10 protein-coding genes are annotated in these 16,228 nt (G+C 66.2%); 7 read left to right on the top strand and 3 right to left on the bottom strand.

The window, feature by feature from the left end; all coding sequences use genetic code 11:
* Window positions 1–150: 150 nt before the first annotated feature.
* Window positions 151–2,256, bottom strand: coding sequence for a prolyl oligopeptidase family protein (locus tag CSQ95_RS25405; protein ID WP_099411516.1), 2,106 nt, complete (start codon window positions 2,254–2,256; stop codon window positions 151–153).
* Window positions 2,257–2,470: 214 nt separating this feature from the next.
* Entirely contained in the window at window positions 2,471–4,186 is a 1,716-nt protein-coding gene (locus CSQ95_RS25400; protein ID WP_099411515.1) for a CehA/McbA family metallohydrolase, read from the bottom strand.
* 334 nt (window positions 4,187–4,520) lie between these two features.
* Between CSQ95_RS25400 and CSQ95_RS25395 the strand changes: the two genes are divergently transcribed.
* From CSQ95_RS25395 to CSQ95_RS25365, 7 genes are all read left to right on the top strand, one after another.
* Window positions 4,521–5,828, top strand: a complete 1,308-nt coding sequence (locus CSQ95_RS25395; RefSeq protein ID WP_099411514.1) for an MFS transporter — start codon at window positions 4,521–4,523, stop codon at window positions 5,826–5,828.
* Between the two features lie 10 nt (window positions 5,829–5,838).
* Window positions 5,839–8,391 carry a nitrite reductase large subunit NirB gene (gene nirB, locus CSQ95_RS25390; protein ID WP_099411513.1) on the top strand — a complete coding sequence of 851 codons (2,553 nt, stop codon included), beginning with the start codon at window positions 5,839–5,841 and terminating at the stop codon, window positions 8,389–8,391.
* Between the two features lie 3 nt (window positions 8,392–8,394).
* Window positions 8,395–8,757: a nitrite reductase small subunit NirD gene (gene nirD, locus CSQ95_RS25385; RefSeq protein ID WP_373632986.1), complete on the top strand. Its 363-nt coding sequence runs from the start codon at window positions 8,395–8,397 to the stop codon at window positions 8,755–8,757.
* Window positions 8,754–9,980: an NAD(P)/FAD-dependent oxidoreductase gene (locus CSQ95_RS25380; protein WP_099411512.1), complete on the top strand. Its 1,227-nt coding sequence runs from the start codon at window positions 8,754–8,756 to the stop codon at window positions 9,978–9,980. Before nirD ends, CSQ95_RS25380 begins: the two co-directional genes overlap by 4 nt.
* 22 nt (window positions 9,981–10,002) lie before the next feature.
* Entirely contained in the window at window positions 10,003–12,672 is a 2,670-nt protein-coding gene (locus CSQ95_RS25375) for a nitrate reductase (protein WP_099411511.1), read from the top strand.
* Between the two features lie 63 nt (window positions 12,673–12,735).
* Window positions 12,736–13,266: an adenylyl-sulfate kinase gene (gene cysC, locus CSQ95_RS25370; protein ID WP_099411510.1), complete on the top strand. Its 531-nt coding sequence runs from the start codon at window positions 12,736–12,738 to the stop codon at window positions 13,264–13,266.
* Complete coding sequence (locus tag CSQ95_RS25365; protein WP_143450078.1) at window positions 13,263–15,266, top strand: diguanylate cyclase domain-containing protein; 2,004 nt, start codon at window positions 13,263–13,265, stop codon at window positions 15,264–15,266. The genes cysC and CSQ95_RS25365 overlap by 4 nt, the downstream gene beginning before the upstream one ends.
* A 3-nt stretch (window positions 15,267–15,269) precedes the next feature.
* Here CSQ95_RS25365 and CSQ95_RS25360 read toward each other — a convergent pair whose 3' ends face one another.
* Window positions 15,270–16,187, bottom strand: coding sequence for a pyridoxal-phosphate dependent enzyme (locus CSQ95_RS25360; RefSeq protein WP_099411508.1), 918 nt, complete (start codon window positions 16,185–16,187; stop codon window positions 15,270–15,272).
* Between the last annotated feature and the right edge of the window lie 41 nt (window positions 16,188–16,228).

Here is a 16,228-nt window from a genome sequence, read left to right as displayed (position 1 = left end):
GGCCTAAGGGCGGATACGGCATCCAGTTACCCGGTCTTGATATGCCTACCAAGATTTTGACAGCGGTCGATACCGTTCGCAATACCACGAACGGCATGAGGGGAATAATACAAGGTCGGATTAGCGGAACGCGTAATCCGACATCACCACTTACTTCAGCTGCTCGTGCAGGAAGGTGTAGGTCAGCGCCCACATCAGCGCCTGCTGGTCGTTGTTGGCGGCACCCGCGTGGCCGCCTTCCGTGTTTTCCCAGTACAGCACGTCGTGGCCTTGCTCTTCCATCTTCGCCACCATCTTGCGCGCATGACCTGGGTGGACGCGGTCGTCGCGCGTCGAGGTGGTAAACAGCACGCGCGGATATTTCTTGTCCTTGAAGACGTTCTGATACGGCGAGTACTTGCTGATGTAGGCCCATTGGTCCGGCACGTCCGGATCGCCGTACTCTCCCATCCACGAAGCGCCCGCCAGCATCTTGTTATAGCGGCGCATGTCGAGCAGCGGCACCTGGCTGACGACGGCGTTGAACAAATCGGGACGCTGCACCAGCACGGCGCCCGTCAGCAGGCCGCCATTGCTGCCGCCCATGATGCCCAGGTGGCGCGGACTGGTGACCTTACGCTTGATCAAATCCTGCGCCACCGAGATGAAATCGTCATACGCGCGCTGGCGGTTTTCCTTCAGCGCCGCCTGGTGCCAGCGGGGGCCGAATTCGCCGCCGCCGCGGATATTCGCCAGCACATACACGCCGCCCTTTTCCAGCCACGCCACGCCCGTGGTGCCGCTGTAGCTCGGTTTGAGCGACACTTCAAAGCCGCCATAGCCATACAGCACGGTGGGGTTGCTGCCGTCGAATTTCGTCTTCTTGTTCATGATGGCGAAGTAGGGCACCTTGGTGCCGTCCTTCGACGTCGATTCGAACTGCTCCACCTTGTACGGCGCCGCATCGTAGTAGGCGGGCAGCGACTTGATTTTCGTGCGCTGGTCGCTTTGCGCCGTGGCCAGATACAGGGTGGTCGGATTGAGGAAGTCGGTCACCGTCAGGAAGTACTGGTCCGAATCGACCGGGTCGAGCGCGCTGACGGCCAGGGTGCCCAGCTTCGGCGCGTCGACGGCGCGGCGCTGCCACTTGCCGTTAACGTGACGCAGTTCCGTCAGGCGGTTCTTGACCTTGTCCAGGGTGGTGACGAGGATGGCCGATTTCGTCGCCGTGACATTGTCCAGCGACGATGTGGCCGTGGGCGCGTACAGCAATTCCAGCTCCTGCTTGCCCTGCATGAAGGCCTTGAAGTCGGACGCCAGCAGCGAGCCTTGCACGTAGGTCTTGCCGTTCACTTTCCAGTCCGAGCGCAGGGTGATGATCAATTGATCGCGTACGGTGAAGGCCGTCGCGTCGTCCGGCTTCGGCACTTTTTTCAGATCGGCGCCTTCGCGCAGGAACATTTCGCCGCTGTAGAAATCGATTTGCCGCTCGATGAACTGGTGTTCGTGGCCGGGCGTGAAGTCCTTGTAGGCGCCCGCGCTCAAGTCGTCGGGTTTGGCTTCATACAAGGTGTGCGCCTGCGCCAGCGGCGTGCCGCGCTGCCACTGTTTGATGATGCGCGGGTAGCCCGAGCTGGTCATCGAGCCGGGGCCGAAATCGGTGGACACGAACAAGGTGTCCTGGTCGATCCAGCTGGCGCTGCCTTTCGCTTCGGGCAGGGTGAAGCCGCCGTCGACAAAGGCGCGCTTGGCCACGTCATATTCGCGCACCACCTTGGCGTCGCCGCCGCCGCGCGACAGGGAAATGAGGCAGCGTTCGCCCTTCGGATACAGGCAGGAGGCGCCGCCCCAGACCCAGTTTTCGTTCTCGCCGGCGGCCAGCTGGTCGAGGTCGATCACGGTTTCCCACGCGGGTTCGGCCAGCTGGTACTGCGCCAGGGTGGTGCGGCGCCAGATGCCGCGCACGTGCTGGGCGTCGCGCCAGAAATTGTAGTAAAACGCGCCTTCCTTGCTGACGTAGGGAATGCGTTCCTTTGAGTTGAGGATGGTTTTCAGGCGCGCCTGCAGGGCCGCGAAGCCGGGTTGGGCTTCCAGCTCTTTGGTGGTGACGGCATTGTGCTGCTTGACCCAGGCCAGCGGCTTGTCGCCGAGGACTTCTTCCAGCCACAGGTGGGGATCGGTGTTGGCGGCGGCAGGGGCGGGGGCTTGCGCGTGGGCGATGCCCGCTGCGGCCAGGCCGAGCAGCATGCTGCCGGCGAGAGTGCGATATGACGACATGTAAGGTTCCTGGTTGGTCCGGTGGAGGCCGCGTTGCAGGCAAAACGGCGCAGCCATGGTGCCATGGATTGCTGTGAGGAACCAGTGTCTATGGACGGCTACCTGAAAAAATAGTTACTTTTCCAATATTGTTTGCTGGAAAAGAGCAGGGCCGTAGAATCTGCGGCACTTGGTGTACCAGTCCGTGCCGTTGCCGTGCCCTGATGCGCGGCGTTCACGGCAGCTGATTGACCCACACGGGCGCCGACCAGACGATGTTGCCGTCGTCCTGCGTCAGGCGCGCGTAATAGACATGGGGGCCGGGCGCGGGCGTGACGGTGAGCTCGGCCTGGTCCGACAGTTGCGTGACGGAGCCGTTGCCGCCCGGTACGCCGTGGAAAATGGCGACGGCCGCCGCTTGCCGGCCCGCGCTGTTGCTGAAACTGGTAGACAGTTGCAAGGGCCCGTGGTTGTCGAAACGCTCGCCCATCAGCTTGCCATTGGCCGTGAACAGCAGCTGCGCGTGCTTGTCCATGGTGGCAAAGACGCGGCGCGCGCGCAGCGCGTCGAGGAAGCTGTCGCGTGACACGGGCATGCCGGCGGCCGGGCTGGCCACCAGCACGGCCGTGCGGTTGCCGTACGACGCGCCCCAGTTGGCGCAGTGGTTGTCCTGGTTGCTGCTGAAGGCCACGTGGTAGCCGGCCGCCAGGGCACGGTTGCAGGCCGCCTCGTAATTGCTGCGCCGCGTTTCCGTTTCCTGGTCGTTGGTGGAAAACGCGGATGTATTCATCACTTCGCACAGCACCATGGCCGCATCGCCGTCCGGCGTGTAGCCGAGCGGCTGGCCATCGACGAGAAACTGGCCCGCATAGGCAGGGTGGTTGAACTGGCCTATCCAGCCCCGTTCGCGCATCAGCGCATACAGGGCGGCGTAGTCGTTTTTCGGCGTTTCCAGGTCGGCCAGCAATTCGCCCCGGGCATTCCTTTCCCAGCCCAGCAATTGGTCGCTATTGAAGATGTTCAGGTGGCCGCCCTTGTTGATGACGCCCCATTCCATGCCGTACAGGGCCAGGAAACCGGGGTGGGCGTTTGTATAGGCGGCCGCTTCGGCCAGCCCCGTCTGGTACAAGGCCTTCGCTTCGGCAGGCGTGGCTGCGGGATTGGTTCCGTCCGAACCGTCATACATATGGTTGTGCTCGGATGTCAGCAGGGCGTCCAGGCCGTGATCCTGCGCATATTTATAGGCGTCGATGGGGCCGAACGGCGCCGTTTGCGGCTCCTGCGCGCCATGGCAGGCATCAAGCGCCGCGCCGCCGTCGCTGTGGCGCGTCTGGCTGTGCAGGTTGGCGTAGACGATGCGGTAGCCGGGCTCCTCATCCAGGCGGGACAGTTGTTGCAGGCCGGCCTGGAAGGCGGGCACCCGGGGCGCCGTGCTGGCGCCCCGCTGCACCGCGATTTGCCATTGCTGTTCCACCTGCGCTTCGCGCGGCGTGCCGGCATTGGCCACGGCCAGCAGGCGCAGCTCGTACAAGCCGTCCGGCGCCATCACGCGCCGTTCGCGCGCATCGGCATCGGCGCGGCCATCCCAGGGCAAGTTGACGCGCTTGCCGCCGGCGCCCACCTGTTCCGTGCCCGACCAGCGCCGCAGCACGGCGCCTTGCGGGCCGGGACCGGACAAGGTCAGGGTCCAGCGCACGGCATGGGCGCGGCCTTCGTCCGGATACGTGAGGCGCACGACGAATGTGCGCGCCTGCGTGACCCGTTCGCCGCGCGCCGCGTGGAACGGTGCGAACACGGTCGCGTCCAGCTCGCTGTGCTCCCTGGGTTCGGGAGAGCCATCTTGCGCTGCGGCGGTGTTACTCCAGGCGATCAAGAGCGCACCCACGCAGACGCATGCCAGCGCGCGCGCCACGCCGCGCCGTGGCTGCCATTGCCGCAGTTGCCCGAACATGCCGGCCTCCGCTTCATGAACTCAATATCAATTAGACAAACATTGCACTTTCGAGTTCCCCGACGCACCAAGAAGAGGCGTGCCTGCACCGCCAGGTGCCATGACCTGGCGCAAAGTCCATACAAATAGGCACCCTGCCCCTGGGACGGGCCTGGCACGGCGCTTGCTAAACAGAAGGGACGGATCAACGGCGATCCCCTGAATAAACGCACAACGGTCCAACGACGGACCACCTGGACAACGGCGTCCGCTCTGGCTGATTTTTTCATCGGCGGGGGCGGGCGCCGTTTTTGTTTGCATCTTTGTTATTTTCGGGATACTTCGGGAAACCATCATGGCCAGCCAAAAAGCAACGCGCATCGCGCTCTTCTCCCTCGCCACGCCGCCCATGCGGGCATTCCACCTCACGTGGATGGCATTTTTCGTGTGTTTCTTCGCCTGGTTCGCCTGCGCCCCGCTGATGCCTGTCATCAAGGGCGAGTTCGGCCTGTCCCTGGCGCAAGTGGCAAACATCAATATCGCGGCCGTCGCCATCACCATCCTCGTGCGCCTGATCGTCGGGCCCTTGTGCGACCGCTACGGCCCCCGCAAGACGTACACGGGCTTGCTGCTGCTGGGTGCCATTCCCGTCCTGGGCGTGGCCGCGTCGCAAAGCTATGAAAGCTTTCTGTTCTTCCGCCTGGGCATCGGCGCCGTCGGCGCCAGCTTTGTCATCACGCAATATCACACCTCCGTGATGTTCGCCCCGCGTGTTGTCGGCACGGCAAACGCGGCCGCCGCCGGCTGGGGCAATGCGGGCGGCGGCGCGGCGCAGGCGCTGATGCCGCTGCTGCTCGGCGCCGTGCTGATGCTGGGCGTGTCCGAATCGCTGGGCTGGCGCGTGGCCCTGCTGGTGCCGGGCGTGCTGATGCTGGTGATGGCCGTGCTGTACTGGCGTTATACGCAGGATTGCCCTGAAGGTAATTACTCGGACTTGCGCAAGGCCGGCACCGCCATCGAAGGCGGTAAAGGTGGTGGTAAAAGCGGTGGCTGGGACAGCTTCAAGGCCGCCAGCAGCAATTATCGCGTCTGGCTGCTGTTCGTCACCTACGGCGCCTGCTTCGGCATAGAAATCTTCATCCACAACATCGCCGCCGTCTACTACGTCGACCATTTCGGCCTGTCCTTGAAATCGGCGGGCCTGGCCGCCGGCAGCTTCGGCCTGCTGGCCCTGTTTGCCCGCGCTTTGGGCGGCTGGCTGTCCGACAAACTGGCCCTGCGCGGCAACCTGAACAGCCGCGTGACCCTGCTGTTCATGCTGATGATAGGCGAAGGCGTGGGCTTGCTGTGGTTTGCCAAGGTCGACAGCGTCACCTGGGCCGTCATCGCCATGCTGGTCTTCGGCCTGTTCACCCACATGGCGTGCGGCGCCACCTACGCGCTGGTGCCCTTCATCGACAGCAAGGCTCTCGGCGGCGTGGCCGGCATCATCGGCGCGGGCGGCAACGTGGGCGCCGTGGCGGCCGGTTTCCTGATGAAAGGCACGGGCGACATCCGCCAGACCCTGATCATCCTCAGCGCGCTGGTGGTGATTTCGGCCCTGTGCGCCATCGCCGCCCGTTTCACGGGCCTGGCGGCCGAACCGAACATGGCCGCGGCCTGAGGAGAGCGCAATGAACCACCCCTTGAACATCGTCGTCCTTGGCCATGGCATGGTCGGGCATAAATTCCTCGAACGGCTGGCCCTGGACAACGCGCCGCACCTGTCCGTGACGGTCTTGTGCGAAGAGCCGCGCCCCGCCTACGACCGGGTGCACCTGTCCGAATTTTTCAGCGGCAAGTCGGCTGAGGATCTGTCGCTGGTGGCGCCCGGCTTCTTCGACAAGGGCAACGTCGTGTTGAAGCTCAATGCGCGCGCCGTGTCCATCGACCGCGCGGCGAAAACCGTCACGGCCAGCACGGGTGAAGTGCTGGCCTACGACAAACTCGTATTCGCCACCGGCTCGACGCCGTTCGTGCCGCCGCTGCCGGGCAAGGAGCGCGATGGCTGCTTCGTCTACCGCACCATCGAAGACCTGGAAGCCATGCTGGCCTGGGGTGCCAAGTCGAAAACGGGCGTGGTCATCGGCGGCGGCTTGCTGGGCCTCGAATGCGCGAAAGCCCTGCGCGACCTGAAGCTCGACACCCACGTGGTGGAATTCGCGCCGCGCCTGATGGCCGTGCAGGTGGACGAGGGCGGCGCGCGTGTCTTGCGCCGCAAGATCGAGGAACTGGGCGTGACCGTGCACACGCAAAAGAACACGCTGGCCATCGTCGACGGCGAAGCTGCCACGCACCGCATGCAGTTCGCCGACGGCAGCCACCTGGAAGCGGACATGATCGTCTTCTCGGCCGGCATCCGACCGCGTGACGAACTGGCGCGCGCCTGCGGCCTGGACGTGGGACCGCGCGGCGGCATCGCCATCGACGACCGCTGCCTCACCTCCGACCCGGACATCTACGCGATCGGCGAATGCGCGCTGTGGGGCGGCCTGGTCTTCGGCCTGGTGGCGCCGGGCTATGAAATGGCGCGCATCGCTGCCCGCCACCTGCTACAGGAGGAGGGCGAAGCCTCGTTCAAGGGCGCCGACATGAGCACCAAGCTCAAACTGATGGGCGTGGACGTGGCCAGCCTGGGCGACCCGCACGGCAATGCGCCGGGCAGCCGCTCCTACCAGTTCATGGACGAGCGCAAACAGATCTACAAGAAGATCGTCGTTTCCGACTGCGGCAAGTACCTGCTGGGCGGCGTGATGGTGGGCGACGCCAGCGAGTACGGCACGCTCTTGCAGATGATGCTCAACAAGATCGAGCTGCCGGCATCGCCGGAATTCCTCATCCTGCCGCAGGCGGACGGCCAGCAAAAGACGGGACTCGGTGTGGACGCCTTGCCCGAGTCGGCGCAAATCTGCTCGTGCAACGACGTGTCGAAAGGCGCGCTGTGCGCGGCCGTGGCCGATGGCGCCACCAGCATCGGCGCATTAAAATCCTGCACGAAAGCCGGCACGGCCTGCGGCGGCTGCGTGCCGCTGGTGACGCAGATCATGAAGGCGGAAATGCAGAAGCAGGGTCTGGCCGTGAACAACCACGTGTGCGAACACTTTGCGTACTCGCGCCAGGAATTGCACCATCTGGTGCGCGTGGGAAAAATCCGCAGCTTCGGCGCGCTGCTGTCCGCGCATGGAAAGGGTCTCGGCTGCGACGTGTGCAAGCCCGTGGCGGCGAATATCCTGGCGTCTTGCTGGAACGATTTCGTGCTGTCGCCCGTGCACGCCAGCCTGCAGGACAGTAACGATTATTTTCTCGGTAATATCCAGAAGGATGGCACGTATTCCGTCGTGCCGCGCATGCCGGGCGGCGAAGTGACGGCCGACGGCTTGATCGCCGTGGGCATGGTGGCGAAAAAATACGGTCTCTATACGAAGATCACGGGCGGACAGCGGGTCGACCTGTTCGGCGCGCGCGTGGACCAGTTGCCGGCCATCTGGGAAGAGCTGATCGCGGCCGGCTTCGAGTCGGGCCACGCCTACGGCAAGTCGCTGCGCACGGTGAAATCGTGCGTCGGCTCCACCTGGTGCCGCTATGGCGTGGCCGACAGCGTGGGCTTCGCGATTCAACTGGAAAACCGCTACAAGGGCTTGCGCACGCCGCACAAGATCAAGTTCGGCGTCTCCGGCTGCACGCGCGAATGCGCCGAGGCGCAAGGCAAGGACATCGGCCTGATCGCCACGGAAAAAGGCTGGAATTTGTACGTGTGCGGCAACGGCGGCATGAAGCCGCGCCACGCGGAACTGCTGGCATCCGATCTCGATGAAGCGACCCTGGTGCGCTATGTCGACCGCTTTTTGATGTTTTACGTGCGCACGGCCGACCGCCTGCAGCGCACCAGCGTGTGGCGCGACAACCTGGAAGGAGGCCTCGACTACCTGAAAGCCATCGTCGTGGCCGACCGCCTGGGCATCGCCCACGAGCTGGAAGCGGACATGCAGCACGTGGTCGACACCTATGCCTGCGAGTGGAAGGAAGCCGTCGCCAACCCCGCCGTGCGCCAGCGTTTCCGCCATTTCGTCAACAGCGGGAAGAACGATGAAAACGTGGTGTTCGTCGAAGAGCGGGGCCAGATCCGGCCCGCCACGCCCCTTGAACGCCGCAACACCGTGATCCCCATCCTTGCCGTGGAGGCGTGAGCCATGAATGCAATGAATGAATTGAACAGCGCCAGCGCCGACAACTGGGTGGCCATCTGCCCCTTGACGGACATCGTGCCTGACACGGGCGTGTGCGCGCTGCTGGGCGGCCGCCACGTGGCCGTGTTCCGCGTCGGCGATGCCGCGCCGCGCGTGTACGCCATCGACAATGTCGACCCGAACGCGGGCGCTTCCGTGCTCTCGCGCGGGCTGGTGGGCAGTATCGGCGAGCGCGTCGTGGTGGCGTCGCCCATCTACAAGCAGCACTTCGACCTGGCCAGCGGCGAGTGCATCGAAGCGCCTGAACACTCGGTGGCCGCCTGGCCGGCGCGCGTGTTCGGCGGCATGGTGTGGGTGGCCCTGTGAACACCGCCGCACGGCCGTCTTTAGTCGTGGTCGGCAACGGCATGGCCGGCATGCGCACGGTCGAGGAATTGCTGAAACTCGCGCAGGACCTGTACGACATCACCGTCTTCGGCGCCGAACCGCACGGCAATTACAACCGCATCCTGCTGTCTCCCGTGCTGGCCGGCGAAAAAACGGTGGACGACATCATGCTGCACACGCGTGACTGGTATGCCCACAATGGCATCACCCTGCACGCGGGCGACCCCGTGGTGCACATCGACCGCCAGGCGCGCACCGTGCAGGCGCTGTCGGGCATCGAGGTGCGCTATGACCGCCTGCTGCTGGCCACGGGTTCCACGCCCTTCATCGTGCCCGTGCCGGGCCACGAACTGCCCGGCGTGATCGGTTTTCGCGATATCGACGATGTCGACACCATGCTGCGGGCGGCGCGCCAGCACCGCCACGCGGTTGTCATCGGCGGCGGCTTGCTGGGGCTGGAAGCGGCCAACGGCCTGCAGCGCCAGGGCATGGATGTGACGGTGGTGCACATGAGCGGCGCGCTGATGAACCAGCAGCTCGACGCGCCCGCATCGATGCTGCTGAAATCGGCGCTGGAAGCGCGCGGCCTGCGGTTTTTGATGCAGGCGCAAACCTCCGCCATCATGGGCAGCACCCGCGTGGAAGGCGTGCAGTTTGCGGACGGCAGCAGCATTCCCGCCGACCTGGTGGTGATGACGGCCGGCGTGCGCCCCAACATCGCGCTGGCGCAAGCGGCCGGCCTGCACTGCGAACGGGCCATCGTCGTCGACGACTGCCTGCAAAGCTACGACCCGCGCGTGTACGCCGTGGGCGAATGCGTGCAGCACCGGCGCGCCACCTTCGGTCTGGTCGCGCCCATCTGGGAACAGGCGCGCGTGTGCGGCGCGCACCTGGCCGGCGCCGGGCACCGCCGCTACGTGCAGCAAGCCAGCGCCACCAAATTGAAAGTGACGGGCATCGACCTGTATTCGGCCGGCGACATCATCGGCGGCGAGGGCAGCGAAGACCTGGTGCTGCGCGATCCGAGGCGTGGCGTCTACAAACGGCTCGTGGTGCAGGGCAGCCGCCTGGCCGGCGCCGTGCTGTATGGCGACGTGCAGGACGGTCCGTGGTATTTCGACCTGATCCAGCAGCGCCGCGACATCAGCAAGCTGCGCGCCCATCTATTGTTTGGCCAGGCGCTGTGCGCCCAGGCCGCCTGACAGCGACCAACAGGATACCCCCATGACCACTTGCCCGCCCGTGAAAACCACTTGCCCGTATTGCGGCGTCGGCTGCGGCGTGGAAGCGACACGCCTGCCCGACGGCGCCATCCGCATCGCCGGCGATACAACGCACCCGGCCAACCTGGGCCGCCTGTGCGTGAAAGGCTCGGCCCTGGACGACACCCTGGACCTCGACCAGCGCCTGCTCTACCCGCAGGTACGCACCGATGGCGTGCTGCGGCGCGCTTCCTGGGATGCCGCGCTGGACCAGGTGGCCGGCGGCCTGCGCACCATCATCGACGAGCACGGCACCGACGCCGTGGCCCTGTATGTCTCGGGCCAGCTGCTGACGGAAGACTATTACATCGCCAACAAATTCATGAAGGGCTATGTGGGCAGCGCGAATATCGACACCAATTCGCGCCTGTGCATGTCCTCGGCCGTCGCCGGCCACAAGCGCGCGTTCGGCGAAGACATCGTGCCCGGCTGCTATGAAGACCTGGAGCTGGCCGACATGGTCGTGCTGGTGGGCTCGAACACGGCCTGGTGCCACCCGATTTTGTTCCAGCGCATCGCCCGCATCCGCGAAACCCGGCCGGAGATGAAGCTGGTGGTGATCGACCCGCGCCGCACGGCCACCTGCGAGCTGGCCGACCTGCATTTGCCCGTGAAACCGGGCACCGACGTGTGGCTGTTCAACGGCTTGCTGTGCTATCTGGCGAAGGAGGGCGTGATCGCCGGCGAGTTTGTCACGCAGCACAGCCGTGGCCTCGACGAGGCGCTGGCGGCCGCCCACGCGGACTGCGGCGACCCGCTGCAGGTGGCGCGCATCTGCAAGGTCGACCCGCAAGCCCTGCTGGCGTTTTACCAGGCGTTTGCCGCCACGCGCAAGGTCGTCACGGCCTTTTCGCAGGGCGTGAACCAGTCGTCCTCCGGTACGGACAAGGTCAACAGCATCATCAACTGCCACCTGGCGACGGGGCGCATCGGCCAGCCCGGCATGGGACCGTTTTCGCTCACGGGCCAGCCGAACGCCATGGGCGGGCGCGAAGTGGGCGGCCTGGCCAACATGCTGGCGGCGCACCTTGAACTGGACAATCCGCTGCACCGCGACACCGTACAAACCTTCTGGGACTCTCCCCGCATCGCCGCCAAACCGGGCTTGAAGGCGGTGGACCTGTTCCACGCGATCGAGGCGGGCAAGGTCAAAGCCGTGTGGATCATCGCCACCAATCCCCTGGTCAGCATGCCGGACGCCGACCAGGTGCGCCGCGCGCTGGCCAGGTGCGAGATGGTGGTGGTGTCGGACATCAGCGCGCAGTCGGACACGAACGTCCATGCCGACGTGCTGCTGCCGGCCCTGGGCTGGGGCGAGAAGGACGGCACGGTGACCAATTCCGAGCGCCGCATCTCGCGCCAGCGCGCGTTTTTGCCGGCGCCGGGCGAGGCGCGCGCCGACTGGGACGTGCTGTGCGACGTGGCGCGCCGCATGGGTTATGACGGCTTCGATTTCGCGGCGCCGCAAGCCATTTTTGCCGAACACGCACGGCTGTCGACCTTCCGCAACGGAGCGGAAACGGCGCGCCTGTTCAATCTGGCGGGCCTGGACAACCTGGATGCGGCGCAGTACGACGCCCTGGCGCCGCAGCAGTGGCCGCAGGGCCGGGCGCGCCTGTTCGGCGACGGCCGCTTCGCCCATGCGGACGGGCGGGCGCGCTTCGTGCCGACGGCGCCGCGCGCGCCGCACAACATGCCCGTCGAGGACTATCCGCTGATCCTGAACACGGGCCGGGTGCGCGACCAGTGGCATACGATGACGCGCACGGGCAAGGCGGCCAAACTGTCGGGCCACGTCGCCGAAGCGTTCATCGACATCCACCCGCAGGATGCGCTGCTGTACGGCGTGCGCGAGGGCGAGCTGGCGCGCATTTCCAGCGCCTGGGGCGCGATGGTGGCGCGCGTCGTGCATGGCGGCGGCATCGCGCGCGGCCAGGTCTTCGTGCCCATCCACTGGAGCGACGCGAATGCGTCCGACGCGCGCGTGGGCGCCGTCGTCAATCCGGTCGTCGACCCCGTCTCGGGCGAGCCGGAATTCAAGCACACGCCCGTGCGCATCGAGCAGTTCCGCGTGCACTGGCATGCGTTTGTCCTGAGCCGCACGCCCTTGACCCTGGACGGCGTGGCGCACTGGACGCGCATCCAGGGCGAGCAGTTCCTGCGCTACGAACTGGCGGGCCGCCAGCGCATCGAGGATCTCGGCGCCTGGGCGCGCGCGCTGCTCGGCGTCACGGACGACAACGCCGACTGGCTCGATTACGCGGATGCCAGCGCCGGCGTGTACCGCGCCGTGCACCTGGACGAGGGACGCATCGCGCAATGCGTGTATGTCTCGCCCCGTCCCGACCTGCCGTCGCGCAGCTGGCTGGCCAGCCTGTTTGCGCATGCGCAAATGGATGCGCTTGATCGCGCCGGCGTGCTGCTGGGCCAGCCCATCGGCAAGGGCGTGGACGCCGGTCCCATCGTGTGCTCGTGCTTTGGCGTGGGGCGCAACACCATTTGCGCGGCCATCGCCGGGCAAAAACTGGAGACGACGGCGCAGGTGACGGCCTGCGTCAAGGCGGGCGGCAATTGCGGCTCCTGCGTGCCGGAGATACGACAGTTGCTGCTTGAAGCGCGCAGCGCGGCCTGATCATCTGTCCTTTCCCGCGCGGCTTTGCTATATTGCCAGCTCTACAAGGGGAGAGGCAATGTGATGACGGCAGGACAATACGACACGGTCTGGCTGACGGGCTTGAGCGGCGCCGGCAAGTCCAGCATCGCCGACGCGCTGGCGCGCCAGCTCAAGGCGCAGGGGTGCGCCGTGGCAGTACTCGATGGCGACCAGCTGCGCCATGGCTTGAACCGCGACCTGGGTTTTACGCCCCAAGACCGGCATGAAAACATCCGCCGCGTGGCCGAAGTGGCGCGCCTGATGAATGACGCGGGCCTGACCGTCATCGCCGCCTTCATTTCTCCCTATCGCGCAGACCGGGCCATGGCCGCCGCCATCATCGGCGCGGCGCATTTCATTGAAGTCCACGTCAGCACGCCGCTGGCCGTGTGCGAGGCGCGCGATCCCAAGGGCCTGTATGAAAAGGCGCGGGCAGGGCAGCTGGCGCAATTCACGGGCGTTTCCGCACCCTATGAAGCGCCGCTGGCCGCCGCGCTGACCCTGGACACGGGCACCCTGGCGCTGGACGAGTCGGTCGAGCGCATTTGCCGCTACCTGCGGCAGCGGCCGTGACGACCTGGCGCAAACGATTGCGCCGGCGCCTGCCGGCCAGCCTGAAGGCGCGCATGAGCGTGGTCGTCTTCCTGCTCGTGCTCGCTGCCGTGGCCTCGCTGGCGCTGGCCACCCTGTCCGTGGCCGAGCGCGGCATGCGCGATGTGACGGGGCGCCAGCAGTACGTATCGCTGTCCAGCGCCGCCGTCTTCATCGATGAGGAACTCGACGCGAAGCGCAACGTGCTGCGCGCCATCGCCGACAGCCTGCCGGCCGGCGGCGCGCACGACGGCGCCAGCCTGCAGCGTTACCTGGCTGCGCAAACGGTGCTGCGCAAGGAATTTTATTCGGCCGGCGTGGTCGGTATCGACGGGGCCGTGCTGGCCAGCGTGAGTCCCTTCAAGCCGCAGGCGGGGCTGAACGTGAAGGGCCGCCCTTACTTTGAACAGACGCTGGCGACCCGGCGCTCGGTGATTTCCGCGCCCCTCAACGGCAGCATTTCCGGCATGCCCATCGTCGTGGTCACGCAACCCGTGTTCGACGCGCGGGGCGCCGTGCGTTATGTGCTGGCGGCCAGCGTCAACCTGCGCCAGCCCGATTTCCTGGGGCGCCTGGGCGCGCTCAAGCCGGGCACGGGCGGCTACCTGTACATCATGACCGGCGAAGGCATCATCGTCGAGCATCCCGACAAGTCGCGCATCATGCAGCATATCGAGGCGCATGGTCCCATCAGCATGTCCGCGCGGCGCGCCTTGCAGGGTTTCGAGGGCTGGCTGACGGGCACCACCACGCAAGGCGTCGATGCCCTGTTTGCCTACCACCGCATCGCGTCGACGGGCTGGATACTGGCGTCCGTGTATCCCATGCGTGACGCGTTCGCGCCGCTGCACGCCATCCGCAGCAAGATATTGCTGGCCGCCGTGCTGCTGGCGGCGCTGGCGGGGCTGGCCGGCTGGCGCGTGGTGCTGCGCCTGCTGCTGCCTTTGGCGCGGCTGCGCCACCATGTGCATGAAATCCGCCGCCAGCGCCTGGGCATCGAGGCGCTGCAAATCGAGCGGCGCGACGAGATCGGCGACTTGAGCCGCGATTTTTACTCGCTGATGGCCGAGCGCGAAATCGCCGTGGCGCAGACGCGCGACAGCGAGCGGCGTTTGAAACTGCTGACGGACCACGTACCCGTGGTGATCGTCTACATCGACCGCGAGCACCGCTACCAGTTCATCAACGCGACGTTTGAAAAATGGTTCGGCAGATCGCAGCAGGAAAGCATGATGCAATCGATCCGCGAGGTGCTGGGCGAGGAAGCCTACCAGTTGCGCGAACAATACCTGCGGCGCGCTTTCTCGGGCGAGGAGGTTGAATATGAGTTCACCATCGGCGGTGACGGAGACGCCGGCCAGCGCGCCTTCCAGACCAGCTACGTGCCCGACGTGGGCGAGAGCGGCGCGGTGGAAGGCGTGTACGGCCTGATCCACGAAATCACCAAGACCAGGGCCGTGCATACGGCGCTGCAGTTCGCCGCCGCCACGGATATCCTGACGGGCATCGCCAACCGGCGCCGTTTCGACGAACAGCTGGAGTTGAGCATGCAGCGCACGCGGGCCGCGCGCGCGCCGATGGCGCTGGCCTATCTCGATATCGACCGTTTCAAGGCAATCAACGACAGCCTGGGACACAAGGCGGGCGACGAGGTGCTCAAGGAGTTTGCCTTGCGTCTGGTGCGCAGCGTGCGCGCCAGCGACCTGGTGGCGCGCCTGGCCGGCGATGAATTCGTGATCATTCTCGAAGGGGTGAACGGCGCGGCCGAAGTGCGCCAGGTCGGCGCCAAGATCGTCGAGGCCATCCGCCAGCCGTTTGCGCTGGCCGGCGGTCCGCTGCCGGTGACGACCAGCGTCGGCATCGCCATTTTCCGCGAAGGCGCGCTGACGCCGGCGCAGCTGCTGGATCTGGCCGACCAGGCCCTGTACGCCGCCAAGGGGCAGGGCCGCGACGGCGTGGCGCTGCGCGAGGCGGCGCCGTAGCCACTACAGGGTGGCGCTCCAGTGGTCGAGCTGCTGCGTGGTGGCCGTCACGCCGCCGCACACGATGACGAGCACATTGCGGTAGGGCGCCAGTTCCGGCGCCTTGCCGTAGACGGCCGCCAGCGCCGCGCCGCAGGCCGGTTCCACCACCAGGCGCTGGTCGGCGACAAAGCGCTGGCAGGCGTCGACGGCGGCGCGGTCCGACACCACCACGCTGTGGAGCAGGCGGGTCTGGCTGATGGCGTATGCCTGGGCGCACACCTGGCGCGCCGCCAGCGAGGTGGCGATGCTCGTCACGGCGGGCAGGGCCACGTGTTCGCGCGCGGACACGGCCGCCGCCAGCGAGGCGGCGCCTTGCGTTTCGACGGCCACGATGGCCACGTCATCCCAGCCGTTGCGCTGCAAGCCTTCGGCCACGCCGGCCAGCAGGCCGCCGCCGCCCACCGACAGCACCACCGCGTCCGGTTTCAGGCCCGCTCGCGCTACTTCATCGATCATGCCGGCATGGCCCTGCCACAGCAGCGGGTCGTCGAACGGGTGCAGAAAAGCGTCTTGCGGCGTGAGCATCGATTGGGCCAGCGCGTTCGCTTCCTGCCAGGCGGCGCCGTGCACGATGACTTCGGCGCCTTCCTGGGCGATCAGGGCCTTGGCCCGTTCGCTCGTCGTTTCCGGCACGACGACGATGACGGGAATGCCGAGCTGGCGTCCCGCATAGGCGACGGCGATGCCGGCGTTGCCGCCGGAAGAGGAAATGAAGCGGCTGGCGCCGCGCCGCGCATATTCTTCGCAGGCGAGGCCGATGCCGCGGATCTTGAAGGAGCCGGGCGGCTGCAAGGCTTCGAGCTTGAGCCAGATGGCGCGTTCGCTGAGCAGGCTCAGGGCGCGCGAGTTGAGCAAGGGAGTTTCGATGTGCAGGGCCATGCGTGTTCCTGGTAAACAGTCAGGCCAGCATCATAGCCGAA

The sequence above is a fragment of the Janthinobacterium sp. BJB304 genome, from assembly GCF_002735765.1.
Taxonomy (GTDB): domain Bacteria; phylum Pseudomonadota; class Gammaproteobacteria; order Burkholderiales; family Burkholderiaceae_D; genus Janthinobacterium.
Note: the sequence above shows the minus strand (reverse complement) of the source record. Positions and strands in the feature narration are given on the sequence as shown.

Excerpts from the sequence above, each read along its gene's own strand:
- CSQ95_RS25395 (WP_099411514.1), top strand. The coding sequence starts at position 4,521 with ATGGCCAGCCAAAAAGCAACGCGCATCGCGCTCTTCTCCCTCGCCACG.
- CSQ95_RS25405 (WP_099411516.1), bottom strand. The coding sequence starts at position 2,256 with ATGTCGTCATATCGCACTCTCGCCGGCAGCATGCTGCTCGGCCTGGCC.
- CSQ95_RS25375 (WP_099411511.1), top strand. The coding sequence starts at position 10,003 with ATGACCACTTGCCCGCCCGTGAAAACCACTTGCCCGTATTGCGGCGTC.
- CSQ95_RS25360 (WP_099411508.1), bottom strand. The coding sequence starts at position 16,187 with ATGGCCCTGCACATCGAAACTCCCTTGCTCAACTCGCGCGCCCTGAGC.
- nirB (WP_099411513.1), top strand. The coding sequence starts at position 5,839 with ATGAACCACCCCTTGAACATCGTCGTCCTTGGCCATGGCATGGTCGGG.
- nirD (WP_373632986.1), top strand. The coding sequence starts at position 8,395 with ATGAATGCAATGAATGAATTGAACAGCGCCAGCGCCGACAACTGGGTG.
- cysC (WP_099411510.1), top strand. The coding sequence starts at position 12,736 with ATGACGGCAGGACAATACGACACGGTCTGGCTGACGGGCTTGAGCGGC.
- CSQ95_RS25400 (WP_099411515.1), bottom strand. The coding sequence starts at position 4,186 with ATGTTCGGGCAACTGCGGCAATGGCAGCCACGGCGCGGCGTGGCGCGC.